This is a genomic window from Neorhizobium galegae (assembly GCF_017877135.1).
In the GTDB taxonomy this organism is placed as follows: Bacteria; Pseudomonadota; Alphaproteobacteria; order Rhizobiales; family Rhizobiaceae; genus Neorhizobium; species Neorhizobium galegae_A.
On the sequence record NZ_JAGIPH010000007.1, the window covers coordinates 151995 to 166020 of the forward strand.

Annotated in this window: 14 protein-coding genes; 10 read left to right on the forward strand and 4 right to left on the reverse strand. The window is 61.8% G+C overall.

The genetic code is table 11. The features are described 5' to 3' along the window. Nucleotides 1-4: 4 nt before the first annotated feature. From J2858_RS19315 to J2858_RS19325, 3 genes are all read right to left on the reverse strand, one after another. Nucleotides 5-754: an amino acid ABC transporter ATP-binding protein gene (locus J2858_RS19315; RefSeq protein WP_210106482.1), complete on the reverse strand. Its 750-nt coding sequence runs from the start codon at nt 752-754 to the stop codon at nt 5-7. After that, on the reverse strand, nt 754-1425 hold the full coding sequence (locus J2858_RS19320) for an amino acid ABC transporter permease (protein ID WP_210106483.1): 672 nt from the start codon (nt 1423-1425) through the stop codon (nt 754-756). Before J2858_RS19320 ends, J2858_RS19315 begins: the two co-directional genes overlap by 1 nt. Nucleotides 1426-1487: 62 nt before the next feature. After that, nucleotides 1488-2285, reverse strand: coding sequence for an ABC transporter substrate-binding protein (locus J2858_RS19325; RefSeq protein WP_210106484.1), 798 nt, complete (start codon nt 2283-2285; stop codon nt 1488-1490). 155 nt (nt 2286-2440) lie between these two features. Here J2858_RS19325 and J2858_RS19330 point away from each other — a divergent pair, with 155 nt between their 5' ends. The 6 genes from J2858_RS19330 to J2858_RS19355 all read left to right on the forward strand — a co-directional run bounded on the left by J2858_RS19330 (nt 2441) and on the right by J2858_RS19355 (nt 8233). Further along, on the forward strand, nt 2441-3139 hold the full coding sequence (locus J2858_RS19330) for a FadR/GntR family transcriptional regulator (protein ID WP_210106485.1): 699 nt from the start codon (nt 2441-2443) through the stop codon (nt 3137-3139). A 267-nt stretch (nt 3140-3406) separates the two neighbouring features. Next, the gene (locus tag J2858_RS19335) at nt 3407-3991 is read left to right on the forward strand and encodes an HAD family hydrolase (RefSeq protein ID WP_210106486.1); all 585 of its coding nucleotides are present in this window, start codon (nt 3407-3409) and stop codon (nt 3989-3991) included. Nucleotides 3992-4038: 47 nt separating this feature from the next. Then, complete coding sequence (locus J2858_RS19340) at nt 4039-5109, forward strand: ABC transporter ATP-binding protein (protein ID WP_210106487.1); 1071 nt, start codon at nt 4039-4041, stop codon at nt 5107-5109. 44 nt (nt 5110-5153) lie between these two features. Next, complete coding sequence (locus J2858_RS19345; RefSeq protein WP_210106488.1) at nt 5154-6395, forward strand: extracellular solute-binding protein; 1242 nt, start codon at nt 5154-5156, stop codon at nt 6393-6395. A 72-nt stretch (nt 6396-6467) separates the two neighbouring features. Next, nucleotides 6468-7388 carry a carbohydrate ABC transporter permease gene (locus tag J2858_RS19350; protein ID WP_210106489.1) on the forward strand — a complete coding sequence of 307 codons (921 nt, stop codon included), beginning with the start codon at nt 6468-6470 and terminating at the stop codon, nt 7386-7388. Beyond that, the gene (locus tag J2858_RS19355) at nt 7385-8233 is read left to right on the forward strand and encodes a carbohydrate ABC transporter permease (RefSeq protein WP_348635509.1); all 849 of its coding nucleotides are present in this window, start codon (nt 7385-7387) and stop codon (nt 8231-8233) included. Before J2858_RS19350 ends, J2858_RS19355 begins: the two co-directional genes overlap by 4 nt. 8 nt (nt 8234-8241) lie before the next feature. Here J2858_RS19355 and J2858_RS19360 read toward each other — a convergent pair whose 3' ends face one another. Next, nucleotides 8242-9093 carry a MurR/RpiR family transcriptional regulator gene (locus J2858_RS19360; protein WP_210106490.1) on the reverse strand — a complete coding sequence of 284 codons (852 nt, stop codon included), beginning with the start codon at nt 9091-9093 and terminating at the stop codon, nt 8242-8244. A 141-nt stretch (nt 9094-9234) separates the two neighbouring features. Here J2858_RS19360 and murA point away from each other — a divergent pair, with 141 nt between their 5' ends. The 4 genes from murA to J2858_RS19380 all read left to right on the forward strand — a co-directional run bounded on the left by murA (nt 9235) and on the right by J2858_RS19380 (nt 14014). Further along, nucleotides 9235-10491, forward strand: a complete 1257-nt coding sequence (gene murA / locus J2858_RS19365) for a UDP-N-acetylglucosamine 1-carboxyvinyltransferase (protein WP_210106491.1) — start codon at nt 9235-9237, stop codon at nt 10489-10491. Then, complete coding sequence (locus J2858_RS19370; RefSeq protein ID WP_210106492.1) at nt 10488-11366, forward strand: N-acetylglucosamine kinase; 879 nt, start codon at nt 10488-10490, stop codon at nt 11364-11366. The genes murA and J2858_RS19370 overlap by 4 nt, the downstream gene beginning before the upstream one ends. A gap of 123 nt (nt 11367-11489) precedes the next feature. Further along, entirely contained in the window at nt 11490-12422 is a 933-nt protein-coding gene (murQ, locus tag J2858_RS19375) for an N-acetylmuramic acid 6-phosphate etherase (protein ID WP_210106493.1), read from the forward strand. A gap of 74 nt (nt 12423-12496) precedes the next feature. Then, on the forward strand, nt 12497-14014 hold the full coding sequence (locus J2858_RS19380) for an ABC transporter substrate-binding protein (RefSeq protein ID WP_210106494.1): 1518 nt from the start codon (nt 12497-12499) through the stop codon (nt 14012-14014). Nucleotides 14015-14026 lie beyond the last annotated feature (12 nt).

Genomic DNA, 14026 nt, shown 5'->3' on the forward strand with positions numbered 1-14026 from the left:
TTGTTCAATGATTGAGGACGGCGCGCAGGAAACCTCGCGTCCGCTCCTCCTTGGGGCTGTCGAAAATATCGCCTGGCGTTCCCGCCTCGACGAGGCGGCCGCCATCCATGAAGATCACGCGGTCCGCCACCTGGCGGGCAAAGCCCATTTCATGGGTGACCACCACCATGGTGACGCCAGTGCCGGCAAGCTTTCGCATGACATCCAGCACTTCTCCGACCATTTCCGGGTCGAGCGCAGAGGTCGGTTCATCAAACAGAAGAACCTTCGGCTCCATGGCGAGCGCGCGGGCGATGGCGACGCGCTGCTGCTGGCCGCCGGACAGCTGGCCGGGATATTTGTCCGCCTGCTCGGCAATGCCAACGCGCGCCAGGAGTTCGCGAGCCTTGCGCTCGGCCTCCGGCTCCGGCGTCCTGCGGACCCTGAGCGGCGCCAGCATGATGTTGCGCAGCACGGTCATGTGCGGAAACAGGTTGAAAGACTGGAAGACCATGCCGACTTCGGCACGAACCTTCGCAAGCTGCGGCCCCGGACCGACGGGAATGCCGTCGACCGTGATGGTGCTGCCTGCGGAAAAGGCCTCCAGATGATTGATGCAGCGGATGAGCGTCGATTTGCCGGAGCCGGAAGGACCGATGACGCAGACCACTTCGCCCTCGGCAATATCGAGGTCGATGCCATGCAGCACGGTGAAATCGCCATAGGCCTTGGTGAGGCGGCGGATGGAAATGAGCGTGGAGCCGAGCGTGCCCATCAGCGTTTCCCCCTGGCAAAATGGCGTTCCAGCCGCGCGACGATGGCAACCATCGGCCACAGCAGCAGCACATAAATGATGGCAGCGCCGATCAGCGGCGTCGGATTGGCGGCAAGCGCCTGCGCCTGCGTTGCCTGCTTCAGAAGGTCCGGCATGGCAACGACCGAGGCAAGGGCTGTGTCCTTCAAGACATTGATGCAATTGTTGGTGAGCGGCGGAATGACGATGCGGATCGCCTGCGGCAGGACGACATCGACCATTGTGTGGCGGTTGGAAAGACCGAGCGCCGCGGAGGCCTCGAACTGCCCTGACGGGATCGCCTCGATGCCGGCCCGGAAAATTTCCGCCGTATAGGCCGCCGAAACGAGCGACAGCGCCGTGACCGCCGAAACGAAAGGCGACAGTCGGATGCCGACGAAGGGCAGTGCGTAATAGACGACGATCAGCAGAACCAGCAGCGGGATGGACCGGAAGATATCCACGTAGACCCGGATCAGGCACCGGACGACGGCGGGTGCGTAGAGCCGCGCGATGGCGAGAAAGAGCCCGCCTGCCAGCCCGACGACGATGCTGACAATGCCGATCTCGATCGTCACCAGCAGGCCGCGCAGAAGCTGCGGCAGGCTGTCGATCAGCACCCGCATGTTGAAGAAGGTATTGAGGAGGTTCATGCCGCAAAGGCTCCGTGAGGCGGATCCGGCGGGGTTTTGCCCGCCGGAGACTGCATTCAGCCTTACTTGCCCTTCGGCATGTCGAGCACGGTCACGGTCGAGGTCGTATCCTCGGCCTTGGCACCGAACCAGGTTTCATGCAGCTTGGCGATGTAGCCTTCCTTCTTCAGCGTCGTGATGACAGCATTGACTTCGGTCGCGAGCGGATCGCCCTTGTTGAACATGATCGAGTATTTCTCACCCGTCGGGATGCGCTCGACAACCTTCAGCTCCGGCTTGTCCTTGACGTAATAGAGAAGTGCCGGAATATCGGAGATGTAGCCGTCGATGCGGCCGGCAACGAGATCGAGCATGGCGGGCGACAGGCCCTCGAAGCGGCGGATGTCGCCGAGCTTGTACTCGCCCTTGTGGGCTTCCGCCCAGATATCGCCGGTGGAGGCGGTATCAACGCCCACTGTCTTGCCGGCCATGTCCTTGAGGCCCGAAATGCCGGATTTCGCCGTCACGGTCAAAGACTGGTCGCTGTCATAATAGGGCTGGGCAAAGGAAACCGATTCCAGGCGCTTTGGCGTGATGGTGATGGACGACACGGCCATGTTGATGCGGCCGGACTGGACGGCGGGAAACAGGCCGCTGAACGGCGTGTTGACGAATTCCACCGTCTTGCCGAGACGCTTTGCGATTTCCTTGACGAGATCGACCTCGAAGCCCGTCACCTTGCCGCTGGCGTCCTCGAACTCCCAGGGAACGTTGCCGATATTGGCGCCGACGGAAAGATCCGCCGCGTGGGCGCCGGCGGCACCAAGCGCTGCAAGCAGGGCGGTGAACAATGTGGTCTTGAATGCAGATGCACGCGTCATGAGGTTCCCCTTGTTTTTTGAGCACGACTTCATCAGTATTGGTCCAACTGGTCAGACCAGTAAGGCCAAAAAAGCATGCCGCTTTGCGCTTGGCAAGGTGGTGTGCAAAAAAATAGATTGGCCGTGCCAAGACGCGGGACCGGAGAAGAGACCCAATGCTCAACAAGACGCTCGTTCCCCAATCGGTGGCCCGCGAGATCCAGACGATGATCCAGAAGGGCGTGCTGAAGCCGGGCGACAAAGTGCCTTCTCAGCGGGAGTTTGCGCAGAAATTCGGCATCAGCCGCGCCTCGCTCCGGGAGGCCTTGTTGACACTCGAAACGCTTGGCCTCATCAAGACCGAGGCGGGGCGGGGCAGTTTCATTTCCAGCCCGTCCTCCGGCATGAACGGCAATTCGGGACACATGGCGCCGTGGCGCTACTCCGACAGCTATTCGGTGTTTGACGTCTTCCAGACCCGCATCCTGCTGGAGGGCGAGATTGCCCGTCTCTCGGCCGGACGGTTGACGCAGCTGCAGCTGGAAAAGATGGAAACCGCCACCCGCACGATGGAAGAATGCTGGAGCAGCCAGGATCTTCTGGCCAATGTCGAGGCGGACCTGGAGTTTCACGCCATCATCGTCTCAGCCTGCTCCAACGCCATGCTGAAGGCGCTCTACCAGACGGTGCGGGATCAGGTGACGGAAACGCAACGCCAGCCCATCCCCATCACCGATCCGAAGCGCATGAGCGAATCGATTGCCGAGCATCGCCGGATCATTGCGGCCTTGAGCGCAAACGACGCCGGTGCCGCCCGCCAGGAAATGGAAAACCATATCCGCAACACCGCCCGCTGCGCCGGACTTCTGCCGTAAGGAAACGGGAGACGCGTCGCCACGGTGAAAAAGAAGCGGAAGACGGCGCGATGTCGACTCAAATGAGCAGCCGGCGTGTGGCGCTTGGCGGCGTGCCAGACAAAATAATTTATTCTGCATTGTTGGAAAATTAGGAATTGTAAATTCCTCTGCAATTTGACACTCTCTCAGCAAGCGTCGGGATACTGTTGCCGCGCTCTGGGAGAAGGGCTGGTCATTGTGCAGGATGAGCAGAGTGCGACCGCAACGTCACCGCGACGGAAACTATTGGTTTTCGATGTGGGAGGCGTGTTTGTCGATCTCGACCCGGATGCTCGCAACGCCATCCTGACATCGAGCAAGCGATGGGATCCCGGCCTGCCGGTGCCGGCAGCAATCCGAGAGTTGAACACGGACTTTCGTCTCGGCCGGATCGATGACGCAGTCTATGTGGATCGCGCCGCACAGTTTTACGGCCTGTCGCATCATGATGTGTACCGCGCCGAAACCTCTTTGCTGAAAGGCGTGCTGCAGCCGATGGCAGCGCTGGTGCCGACCCTTCGGGCGCAGCATCGGGTCGTCTGCCTCTCCAATACCCAGGCCATTCACTGGCGCCACATCCTTGATCACATGCTCGGCGCCGATTTCTTCGATGCCTGCTATCTCTCGCACGAGATGGGCCTGGAAAAGCCCGACCCCGCCATCTACCGAAAGCTGGCTGAGGACGAGAACGTGGGCGGGAACGACATCGTTTTCGTCGACGACACGGCGGAAAACATCGAGGCGGCGCTCGCTCTCGGCTGGCCGCACAGCATTCATCACGTCACACCCGACCAGACCATCGCAACCATCAAGCGGCTGCTCGACTGTTGATGCAGCGCATCGACCGGCAACCAGACGTATAGCGGAGTTGAACGACATTGGCCCGATTGTCCCTGCGCGGTATCAAGAAAAGCTTCAAGGCCGTCGACGTCCTGCACGGCATCGATCTTGAGGTGAACGACCGGGAACTAATCGTCTTCGTCGGTCCGTCGGGTTGCGGAAAATCCACCCTTCTGCGGCTGATTGCCGGCCTCGACCCGATCACAGAGGGCGAGTTCTGGTTGAACGATCGCCTGATGAACCAGATTGCCCCGTCAAGGCGCGGCATTGCCATGGTGTTCCAGTCCTATGCGCTTTATCCGCACATGAATGTCTACGAGAACATGGCCTTTGGCGCCCGGCTGATGGGGCTCGACAAGGCCGAGGTCGAGGCGCGGATCGCGGAAGCGGCGCGCATGCTGCGTCTGGAGCCGCTTCTTGAGCGCAAGCCGCGCGAACTTTCCGGCGGCCAGCGCCAGCGCGTCGCCATCGGCCGGGCGCTGGTGCGCAAGCCGCAGCTTCTGCTGCTCGATGAGCCGCTCTCCAATCTCGATGCGGCGCTGCGCTCCGAGGTGCGGCTGGAAATCGCCCGCCTGCACCGCGAGATCGGCGGCACCACCATTTATGTCACCCATGACCAGGTGGAGGCGATGACGCTTGCCGACCGCATTGTCGTCATCAATGCCGGCCGCATCGAACAATTCGGCACGCCGCGCGAGCTTTACGAAACGCCGGCCAACACCTTTGTCGCCAACTTCATCGGCTCCCCCCGCATGGCCATGCTGGAGGTCGAACGTCAGGGTGAGCGTCTTGTCGCCCCCGGCATCGGCGAGGTCGCGCCGGACCGGCTGCCGCAGGGCACGGAGAAAGACATCCTGCTCGGTGTTCGCCCGGACGGCATGACGCTGACGCCCGGTGCTGACGGGACGGGCTTTGCTGCCAGCGTCGTCTACACCGAATATTTGGGCGACAGCGCCTTCGTCTATGTCAGCATGGCGGGCGGGCCTCCCATCTCCGTCCGCTGCGGCCCGGAAACGCATCTGTCGCCCGATATGCCCGTTCGCATTCACGTTCTGCCCGGAAAGGCCCATTACTTCAGCCGCAGCACCGGGCAGCGGCTGGCCATCTGATGTCACTGAAACCTTGTCGACAAAACACAAGAAAAGAGGAACCGATGAAAAACATACTGCTGGGAGCAACCCTTGCCCTTTCCACCCTGCTTGGACCGTCCCTATCCTTTGCAACCGATCTGACATTCTGGACCTGGCGCCAGGAGGACAAGGCGGAATACGAAAAGCTGTTTGCGGATTTTTCCAAGGTCAATCCGGGCGTCTCGATCAAGTTCGAGGCGTTTGAGGCCACAAGCTACAACACGGTCCTGTCGACGGCACTTGCTGGCGGCAAAGGACCGGACCTGATGATGACGCGCACCTATGGCGGCATGGAGAGCCTGGCAGGCGCCGGCTACCTGATGCCGCTCGACAAGACGAAAGTGCCGGCCATCAGCGGTTTTTCGGAGGCGGCTCTTGCCTCGGAGACCATGCGCTCCGACAAGGTGCTCTATGCCATCCCGGCGGCAAGCCAGACCATGCTCGTGGTCTACAACAAGGAGATCTTCGAGAAGAACGGCATCAGCGAGCCGAAAAGCTGGGATGAGCTGATTGCAGCCTGCGAAAAGTTGAAGGCGGCAGGTCTCATGCCCTTTGCCAATGGTACGGCAACGGCCTGGCAGAACGAGACCATCGTCTCGGCGCTCACCTCCTCCATCATGGGCAAGGCCTTCTACGCCGATCTGATGGCTGGCAAAACCGACTTCAACGATCCGCGCTTCGTGACGGCCCTTGGCAAGCTGAAGGAAATCTCTGCCTATTTCCCCGAGGGCTTTGTCGGGCTCGATTACGCCTCTGCCCAGCAGCTGTTCACGTCCGGAATGGCCGGCATGTTTGCCGGCGGCTCGTTCGAGATTGCCAATTTTGCCAAGCAGAACAAGGATCTGAAGCTTGGCGTGTTTGCCGCGCCCGGTCTGAAGGCGGAAGATGAAAAGCTTGTCGGCCTGTTCTACGATTCCGGCTTTGGCGCCAATGCCAAGACGAAGGATCCCGAGGCTGCGCTGAAGTTCCTCAACTATGCCGCAAGCAAGGCCTTCGGCCAACCGTTTGCCAATAATCTCAACAACGTCTCGGCAGTGCCGGGCGTGACCTTCGAAAGCCCGCTTCTGGCAAAGGTCGCCGAGCTGAACCAGCACTCGATCGCCTATATGACGCTCGTCAACTTCCGCTATGGCGAGCCGACGGGCTCCAACCTGATCCAGGCCGGCGTGCAAAAACTCCTCAACGGTCAGGCAACGCCCGCCGAGGTCGGCAAGTCGATGACGGATGGTCTTTCCGCCTGGTACGCGCCGTTCAAGAAGAAGTGACGGGGAGGGGCCGGGCGATATTACGTCCGGCCCCGCCTGGCTGCCGATGGTCAAGTTCTTGAAGGAAAACCGATGCTGTCCAGCAAACTGACAGGACGCAACCTGTGGATCGCCGCACTGGTCGTGCCGCCGATTGCCTTCATGTCGCTGTTCCTCGTTTATCCCATCCTGTCGGCTTTCGCCTATGCCTTCTACGAGTGGAGGGGACTGGTGCGCGGTGACTTCATCTGGTTCGACAATTTCTACCGCGTTCTCTTCGAGTTTCCGTTTTCCGAGCGCACCATCAATGCGTTCAGCCACAACATTTTTGTGTTCTTTGCCCTGATGGTGCTGCAGAACGGCGTCGGTTTTCTGCTCGCCTATTGCCTCTGGCGCGAGCTGTGGGGCGCGCGCTTCCACCGTGTCGCCGTCTTCCTGCCGGTGGTTCTCTCCACCGTCATCGTCGGCCTGTTGTGGAAACTCTTCCTGCATCCGCTGTTCGGTGCAGTCAACGTATCGCTGCGCGCCATGGGGCTCGGTTTTCTCGCCCAGCCCTGGCTCGGGCAGGATTCGACCGCGCTGATGGCCATCATCGTGGCCAACGCCTGGCACATGGTCGGCTTCCCGACGCTGGTGTTTCTGGCCGGCATGCAGCGCATTCCCTCCGAAATCCTTGATGCGGTGCGCATGGAAACCGAAAGCGAATGGGTCAAGATGTCAAAGATCGTCTGGCCGCTGGTCGCACCGTCCGCCACCGTCGTCTTTACGCTGCTGTTCGTCGGGGCCTTCAACTGGTTCGAACTGCCCTATGTGATGGGAGGCATCGACGGCTCCCCGCATGGCGCGACCGATGTGCTCGGCCTTTATTTCTATCGCACGGCCTTCGGCAGCATGTCGGCTTCGGCTGAGAATTTTGGTCCGGGCAGCGCGCTTGCCGTGCTGATCTTCCTGATCATCGCCATCGTCTCCTCCGTCATCACGATCAGGCTGCGCAAGAGGGAGATCCAGCTGTGAGCAGGCAAACGCGCGATGGATCATTCATGGCGCTTGGCCGTGACGGGCTGATCCAGATCATCCTCATCGGCAACAGCATCGTCATGCTGGCGCCCATCATCATCATGGTTATGTCTGCCTTCAAGACGAATGCGCAGATTTTCCAGTCGCCGTTTTCGCTGCCCGATTTTACCAAGGTCGGCAATCTGGTGCGGGTGTGGACGGAAACGGATTTCATCCGCTACCTGATGAACTCCTTCATCGTCACCGGCTCGTCGATTGCGCTCATCCTGGTGCTCGGCACCATGGCGGCCTATGCACTGGCGCGCTACGAATTCCGCGGCGCAAACCTGATCCTGCTGTTCTTCCTGGCCGGCCTCACGCTGCCGCTCAAGCTGGCCGTCATCCCGCTCTTCATCCAGATGCGGGATCTCGGACTGCTCGATACGCGCTTTGCGCTGATCTTCATCTATGTGGCGACCGGGCTTCCGACGACCGTGTTCATCCTCACCGGCTTCATCCGCAGCCTGCCGAACGAGCTGGAGGATGCAGCGCGTATGGACGGCGCCAGCGAAGCGCGCATCATGTGGGCGATCATGCTGCCGCTGGTGCGCCCGGCCATGGTGATTGCCGCCATCCAGAATATCGTGCCGATCTGGAACGATTTCTTCTTCCCGCTGATCTTCATCCAGTCAAACGACCTGAAAACCCTGCCGCAGGGGCTCACCACCTTCATGGGCGAGTTCGGCACCGATTGGGGCGTGCTGTTTTCCGGTCTGACGCTGTCGGCGCTGCCGGTCATCATCCTCTACATCGCGCTGTCGCGGCAGTTTGTGAACGGCATGACGGCGGGCGCCATCAAATAGCGCCGGCCTCAGGAGGATTTCAGCATGACGACGGCGGCTTCGCTGGCATGGATGGCGTCGTTTGCGCCGGGAAGCGTGCGGATGAGAAGCAGGAAGATCAGGTCCATCACCGCAAACTGCGCGTCGCGCGAGGTGATGGCCGAAGACCGCACCCGCTCTTCGTCGGCAACGGTGCTGAGTGCCACATCGGCAAGTTCGCTGAGGCGGTTCTGGTGAAGGCCGGTGAGCGTGATGATGGTTGCACCGCATTTCTTCGCCACCTCCGCCAGCCGCACCGTTTCGAGCGTCGCGCCCGATTGGGAAATGGCAAACAGTACGTCCTCGCCGGTCATCGAGGCGGCATTGGCGATCTGGATATGCGTGTCGCTGTCGATCAGCGCCATCAGGCCGAGCTTCAGCAGCTTGTAGGAAAAGTCGCGCGCCACAAGCGAGGAGGCGCCGACGCCGGCCAGATGAATGCGCCGCGCCGCCACCAGCGCATCGACGGCCTTCTGCACCGTCTCCTCGCTATTGACCTGCATGGTCTGCTGCATGGCAGAAACCTTGCTCGCCACCAGCTTCTGCTGCATCGTAACAAAGCTGTCGCCCTGATCGATCGTGCCATGGATCATGCCGGTCGGCACCCGCCATTCCTGCGCCTTGGCGCGGGTGACGGCCAGCTTCAGCTGCTGATAGCCGTCATAGCCGATCTTCTGGGAAAACTTGACGACGCTCGACTGGCTGCGCCCGGTTGCGGCGGCAAGCTCTGCCGAGGAAAGCCGGACCATGCGCTCGGGATCATCGATGATGAACTGGCCGATTTCGCGCTCGCCGTCCGTCATCGAGTCCAGTTTGGCGCGGATCACTTTCAAGACGGACATGCTGGCTTTCCTCTAACTCTTTGGCGCTTGGCGGAATATGCTATTCTCAATCAGAAAATTATCTGGAATATTATAACCGGTGTGCCGTCTGAGGTCACCATCCTTATCCGGCCGCTGTGCGGCGCTGAACGGACGCATATCATGGATCAACTTCGCATCACCGGTGGCAACAGGCTGGATGGCGCCGTGCCCATTGCCGGCGCCAAGAATGCGGCCCTGCCGCAGATCGCCGCTGCCCTCTTAAGTCCTGAGCCGCTGGAGCTGACCAACCTCCCGAAGGTGTCGGACGTCGAGAACATGCTGAACATTGTCGCGCTCTACGGTGCGCAGGTGAGCCGGGACATGCGCGGCACGCAGATCAATGCCGCAGATATTACGCCGCGCACGGTGGATTACGATACGGTGCGCAAGATGCGGGCCTCGATCCTTGTGCTTGCGCCGCTTCTCGCGCGGTTCGGGTCGGCCCGCGTCTCGCTTCCCGGCGGCTGCGCCATCGGCGCCCGCCCGGTCGACATGCACTTGAAGGTGCTGGCGGCTCTCGGGGCATCAGTATCGATCGAAGGAGGTTATATCGTTGCCGAGGCGAAGGCCGGTCTGTCGGGTGCCCGCATCGTGCTGTCCGGCCCCTCGGTCGGGGCAACGGAAACGGCCCTGATGGCTGCGACGGCTGCCCGCGGCGAAACCGAAATCCTCAATGCGGCCCGCGAACCGGAAGTGGTGGATCTTGCCGCCTGCCTGACGGCGATGGGGGCCACGATCGAGGGGGCGGGCACGCACCGCCTGCTGGTGCAGGGACAGGCGACCTGGCGCGCCGCAAGCCACCACGGCATTCCCGACCGGGTGGAGGCCGGCACCTATGCGGTGGCTGCTGCCATCACCGGCGGACGTCTCGAACTGGTGAACGCCCGCATGGAACATCTGGCCGCCGTGTTTCAGGCGCTGGAGGCCATGGGTGTCACGGTCTGGCCCGGGGATCGCGGCGTTGTGGTCAACGGAACCGACCGGCTGCGACCGGTCGATATCACCACCGAACCCTATCCCGGCTTTCCGACGGACCTGCAGGCGCAGTTCATGGCCATGGCAAGCCGGGCGGAGGGGGCCAGCCTGTTTCGCGAGACGATTTTCGAAAACCGTTTCATGCATGTGCCGGAACTGATCCGGCTTGGCGCCGACATCGCGCTGAACGGTCCGGTTGCCGTGGTGCGCGGCGGCAAACCTTTGAAGGGGGCGCCTGTGATGGCGACCGATCTTCGTGCCTCCGTCTGCCTCGTGCTGGCAGCCTTGGTGGCCGAGGGAGAAACGGTGATCAACCGCGTCTATCATCTCGACCGTGGCTACGAGCAACTGGACCGAAAGCTTGCGCAATGCGGAGCGCAGATCGAACGGATCTCGCAATGACGGTGGAAAAGGGCAGCAGGCCGCTTTTCGTCGGCGTCGATGGCGGGGGAACGGGATGCCGGGCCCGGATCGTGGATGCGAGCGGCAATATTTTGGGGCAGGGCCTGTCGGGTCCTGCCACGACGCGCATGGGCGTGGACAATGCCTGGGCATCCGTCCTGCGCGCCTGGCAGGGTGCGGCCGAAGAGGCGGGTCTAGACCCCTCCGATGCGCCCCAGGTGCATGCCGGCGTCGGGATTGCGGGCCTCAGCCGCGCCGGCTCGCTTGAGCAATTGCAGATCCTTGCCCATCCGTTCGCCTCCGTCCGCTTCATCTCCGATGGCGCAGCCGCCTGCCTCGGCGCCCATTCGGGTCGGGATGGTGCCATCGTCATCGCCGGCACCGGCTCGATTGGCCTTGCCTTCATTGGCGGCGAAGAAAAGCGCGCCGGCGGGTACGGCTTTCCCATTTCGGACGAGGGCAGCGGTGCGGATCTCGGCCTCACATCGATCCGGCTCGCCTTGCGCGCCTTCGACGGCCGGCGCGAGCGCACGCCGCTCCTGTCGGAGGTGATGGCCCGCTTCGATGGGGAGCCGGCGCGGCTCATCGGCTGGATGGACAAGGCGACCGCCACCGACTACGCGACCTTCGCGCCGCTCGTTCTGCGCCATGCCGATCAGGGCGATCCGGCAGCCCGCCAGATCGTGCAGGCGGGTGCGGCCCATATCGATGCGCTGGTGCGGCGCATGGTGGACTATGGCGCGCCGCTGGTGACGCTTCTCGGCGGCCTTGCCGGCCCGCTCGAGCCCTGGCTTTCGCCGGATGTGCGCCGCCGCCTGAAGCCACCGGATGGCGATGCCGTCTCGGGCGCCATCATCCTCGCACAACGCCCCTGAAGCAGGCGGAATCCGCTCCCGCTCGTCCGGAAACTGCCACGACAAGAGGAATAAAATATTCCTAAATAAATTGACATTCGGAATATACGATCATAACAATAGGGAAACAACGAGTGGTATCCCATGTCGCACGAGCATCTTCTCGCAGAACTCAAGACGTTGGTTTCGGAAGCCCGCAATCCCAATTCCATGGCGATCGATCTTCTGCCGACCCGCGAGATTCTCGAGGTGATGAACGCGGAGGATGCCAAGGTTGCGGATGCCGTCGCCAAGGTCATTCCCGAAATCGCCTGCGCCGTAGATGAGACCGTCCGGGCCTTTCGCCAAGGCGGCAGGCTGATCTATGTCGGCGCCGGCACCAGCGCGCGGCTCGGCATTCTTGACGCCTCCGAATGCCCGCCGACGTTTTCGGTGCCGGAAGGCATGGTGGTAGGCCTCATCGCCGGCGGCCCGAAGGCCATCATGCAGGCTGTGGAAGGCGCCGAAGACGATCCTGACGAAGGCCGGCGCAATCTCGAGGCGATCGATCTCAACGAGCGAGACGTGGTGGTAGGCATCGCCGTCAGCGGCCGCACGCCCTATGTCATCGGCGCCCTCGATTATGCAGGAACCGTCGGCTGCGTCACGGTCTCTCTCACGTGCAACCCGAAATCGACGATCGCCGGCATGGTCGATATCCCGATCTCGCCGATCGTCGGACCCGAGGTCGTCACCGGCTCGACGCGGCTTAAATCCGGCACGGCCCAGAAGCTGGTGCTCAACATGCTGACGACCGCCGCCATGATCCGCATGGGCAAGACCTATGAAAACCTGATGGTGGATCTGACGATCAGCAATACGAAGCTTCACGTGCGGGCCATCGGCATCATTGCGGATGCAACCGGCTGCACCCCGGACGTGGCCGAGACCTACCTGAAGCTCAGCGGCAATAATGTGAAACTCGCCATCCTGATGCTTCTGACCGGCCTTGACGCCGAGGCCGGGCAGGCAATTCTTGCGGCAAGCGATGGCTTTTTGCGCAACGCTCTTGAAGCTGCGCGACAGATGAAGGTTTGACACTGTAGACGATGCAACCACACGGTCACCCGCCTCAAGAAGCCCGGGAACCGGAAAACAGAGGGATCAAGGTCATGACATACGGTTTTACACGCAAACTGCTGGGTTCGGCGGCAATCGTCGCGTCCATTCTCGTCGCCACGGCCGCACCATCTTTCGCCGCCACGCTCAAGATGGCATGGGCGCAGGACGCGACCGGCCTTGATCCGCACAAGCAGACGGCATTTTCATCCATCCGCCTTCTGGAATTGATCTATGAGCCGCTCGTGCGCCTCGATGCGGATCTGAAGACGGTGCCGGCCATTGCCACCAGCTGGTCGTTTTCCGAAGACGCCAAGACGCTGACCTTCAAGCTCGATCCCAAGGCCAAATTCCACAACGGCGCCCCGGTGACGGCAGCCGACGTCAAGGCCTCCTTCACCCGCATCCTCGACCAGGCAACGGGGGCGGCCGCGCGCGCCAACTACCTGTCCATCGAAGCCATGGAAACCCCGGACGAGCACACCATCGTCTTCAAGCTGTCGCAGCCCGACGTGCCGCTCCTGACCGCCATGGGCAGCATCAACGCCGCCATCGTGCCGGCATCTGAAATTGCCGCCGGCAAGATCGGCACGCAGGCAGTCGGTTCCGGCCCGTTCAAGCTGGAAAAATGGGAGCCGAATGCGCGCGAAACGCTGGTGGTCAACAGCGATTGGGCGGGCGGCAAGCCCGGCGTCGATGGCATCGAAATCCGCGTCCTGCCCGATGAGAATGCCATTCTGGCAGCGCTGAGGGCCAAGCAGGTGGACTTTGCGCTGTTGAACGACCCGCTGGTCGCAACGCTCGTGCCGAAGGTTGCAGGCCTGACGCTCAACCGCAAGCCGGTGCTGGCCTACCATGTTCTGCAGCTGAACCCGTCTCGCAAGCCGATGACGGAGCTCAAGGTGCGCCAGGCGATTTCCTGCGCCATCGACCGCAAGGACATTCTCGACACCGCACTTCTCGGCGAAGGCGAAGTGACCGGCCCGCTCACCATGCCGGGTTACCGGTCCGACCCGTCCACGCTGTTCTGCTACAGCCGCGATGTGGAAAAGGCCAAGAAACTGATGGCGGACGCCGGCTATGCAGGCGGATTTTCGGCAACCGTGATTGCAGCGACCGGCGAGCCGCCGACGGCCGCCTCCGAAGCGCAGGTCATCCAGTCGCAGCTGCAGGAAATCGGCATCAAGCTCGACATCAAGCTGATGGAACTGAACGTCTATGTCGATACTTGGCTGAAGGGCGATTTCGACATGGCGGTGGCGCTGAACGGCGGCCGCGCCGACCCCTATTCCATGTATAACCGCTACTGGACCAAGGCCGGCAACCTGCAGAAGGTGGCCAACTACATCGACGACGACCTCGACAGCCTGATGCAGAAGGGCCGCGTCGAGACGGATCCGGCCAAGCGCCGCGAAATCTTCAGCGCCTTCGACAAGCATCTGGCGGAAGTGTCGCCGTGGATCTGGCTCTACACCGGCTACAGCTACACCGCCCAGCAGCAGAATGTTCAAGGCTACGTGCCGACCCCGGACGGCTCGCTCTTCGGCATTTCGAAGATCACGCTGAAATAATGCGCGCGCGGG

Coding starts and splice junctions, on each gene's coding strand:
- J2858_RS19315 (WP_210106482.1), bottom strand. CDS start 754: ATGGGCACGCTCGGCTCCACGCTCATTTCCATCCGCCGCCTCACCAAG.
- J2858_RS19320 (WP_210106483.1), bottom strand. CDS start 1,425: ATGAACCTCCTCAATACCTTCTTCAACATGCGGGTGCTGATCGACAGC.
- J2858_RS19325 (WP_210106484.1), bottom strand. CDS start 2,285: ATGACGCGTGCATCTGCATTCAAGACCACATTGTTCACCGCCCTGCTT.
- J2858_RS19330 (WP_210106485.1), top strand. CDS start 2,441: ATGCTCAACAAGACGCTCGTTCCCCAATCGGTGGCCCGCGAGATCCAG.
- J2858_RS19345 (WP_210106488.1), top strand. CDS start 5,154: ATGAAAAACATACTGCTGGGAGCAACCCTTGCCCTTTCCACCCTGCTT.
- J2858_RS19350 (WP_210106489.1), top strand. CDS start 6,468: ATGCTGTCCAGCAAACTGACAGGACGCAACCTGTGGATCGCCGCACTG.
- J2858_RS19360 (WP_210106490.1), bottom strand. CDS start 9,093: ATGTCCGTCTTGAAAGTGATCCGCGCCAAACTGGACTCGATGACGGAC.
- murA (WP_210106491.1), top strand. CDS start 9,235: ATGGATCAACTTCGCATCACCGGTGGCAACAGGCTGGATGGCGCCGTG.
- J2858_RS19370 (WP_210106492.1), top strand. CDS start 10,488: ATGACGGTGGAAAAGGGCAGCAGGCCGCTTTTCGTCGGCGTCGATGGC.
- murQ (WP_210106493.1), top strand. CDS start 11,490: ATGTCGCACGAGCATCTTCTCGCAGAACTCAAGACGTTGGTTTCGGAA.
- J2858_RS19380 (WP_210106494.1), top strand. CDS start 12,497: ATGACATACGGTTTTACACGCAAACTGCTGGGTTCGGCGGCAATCGTC.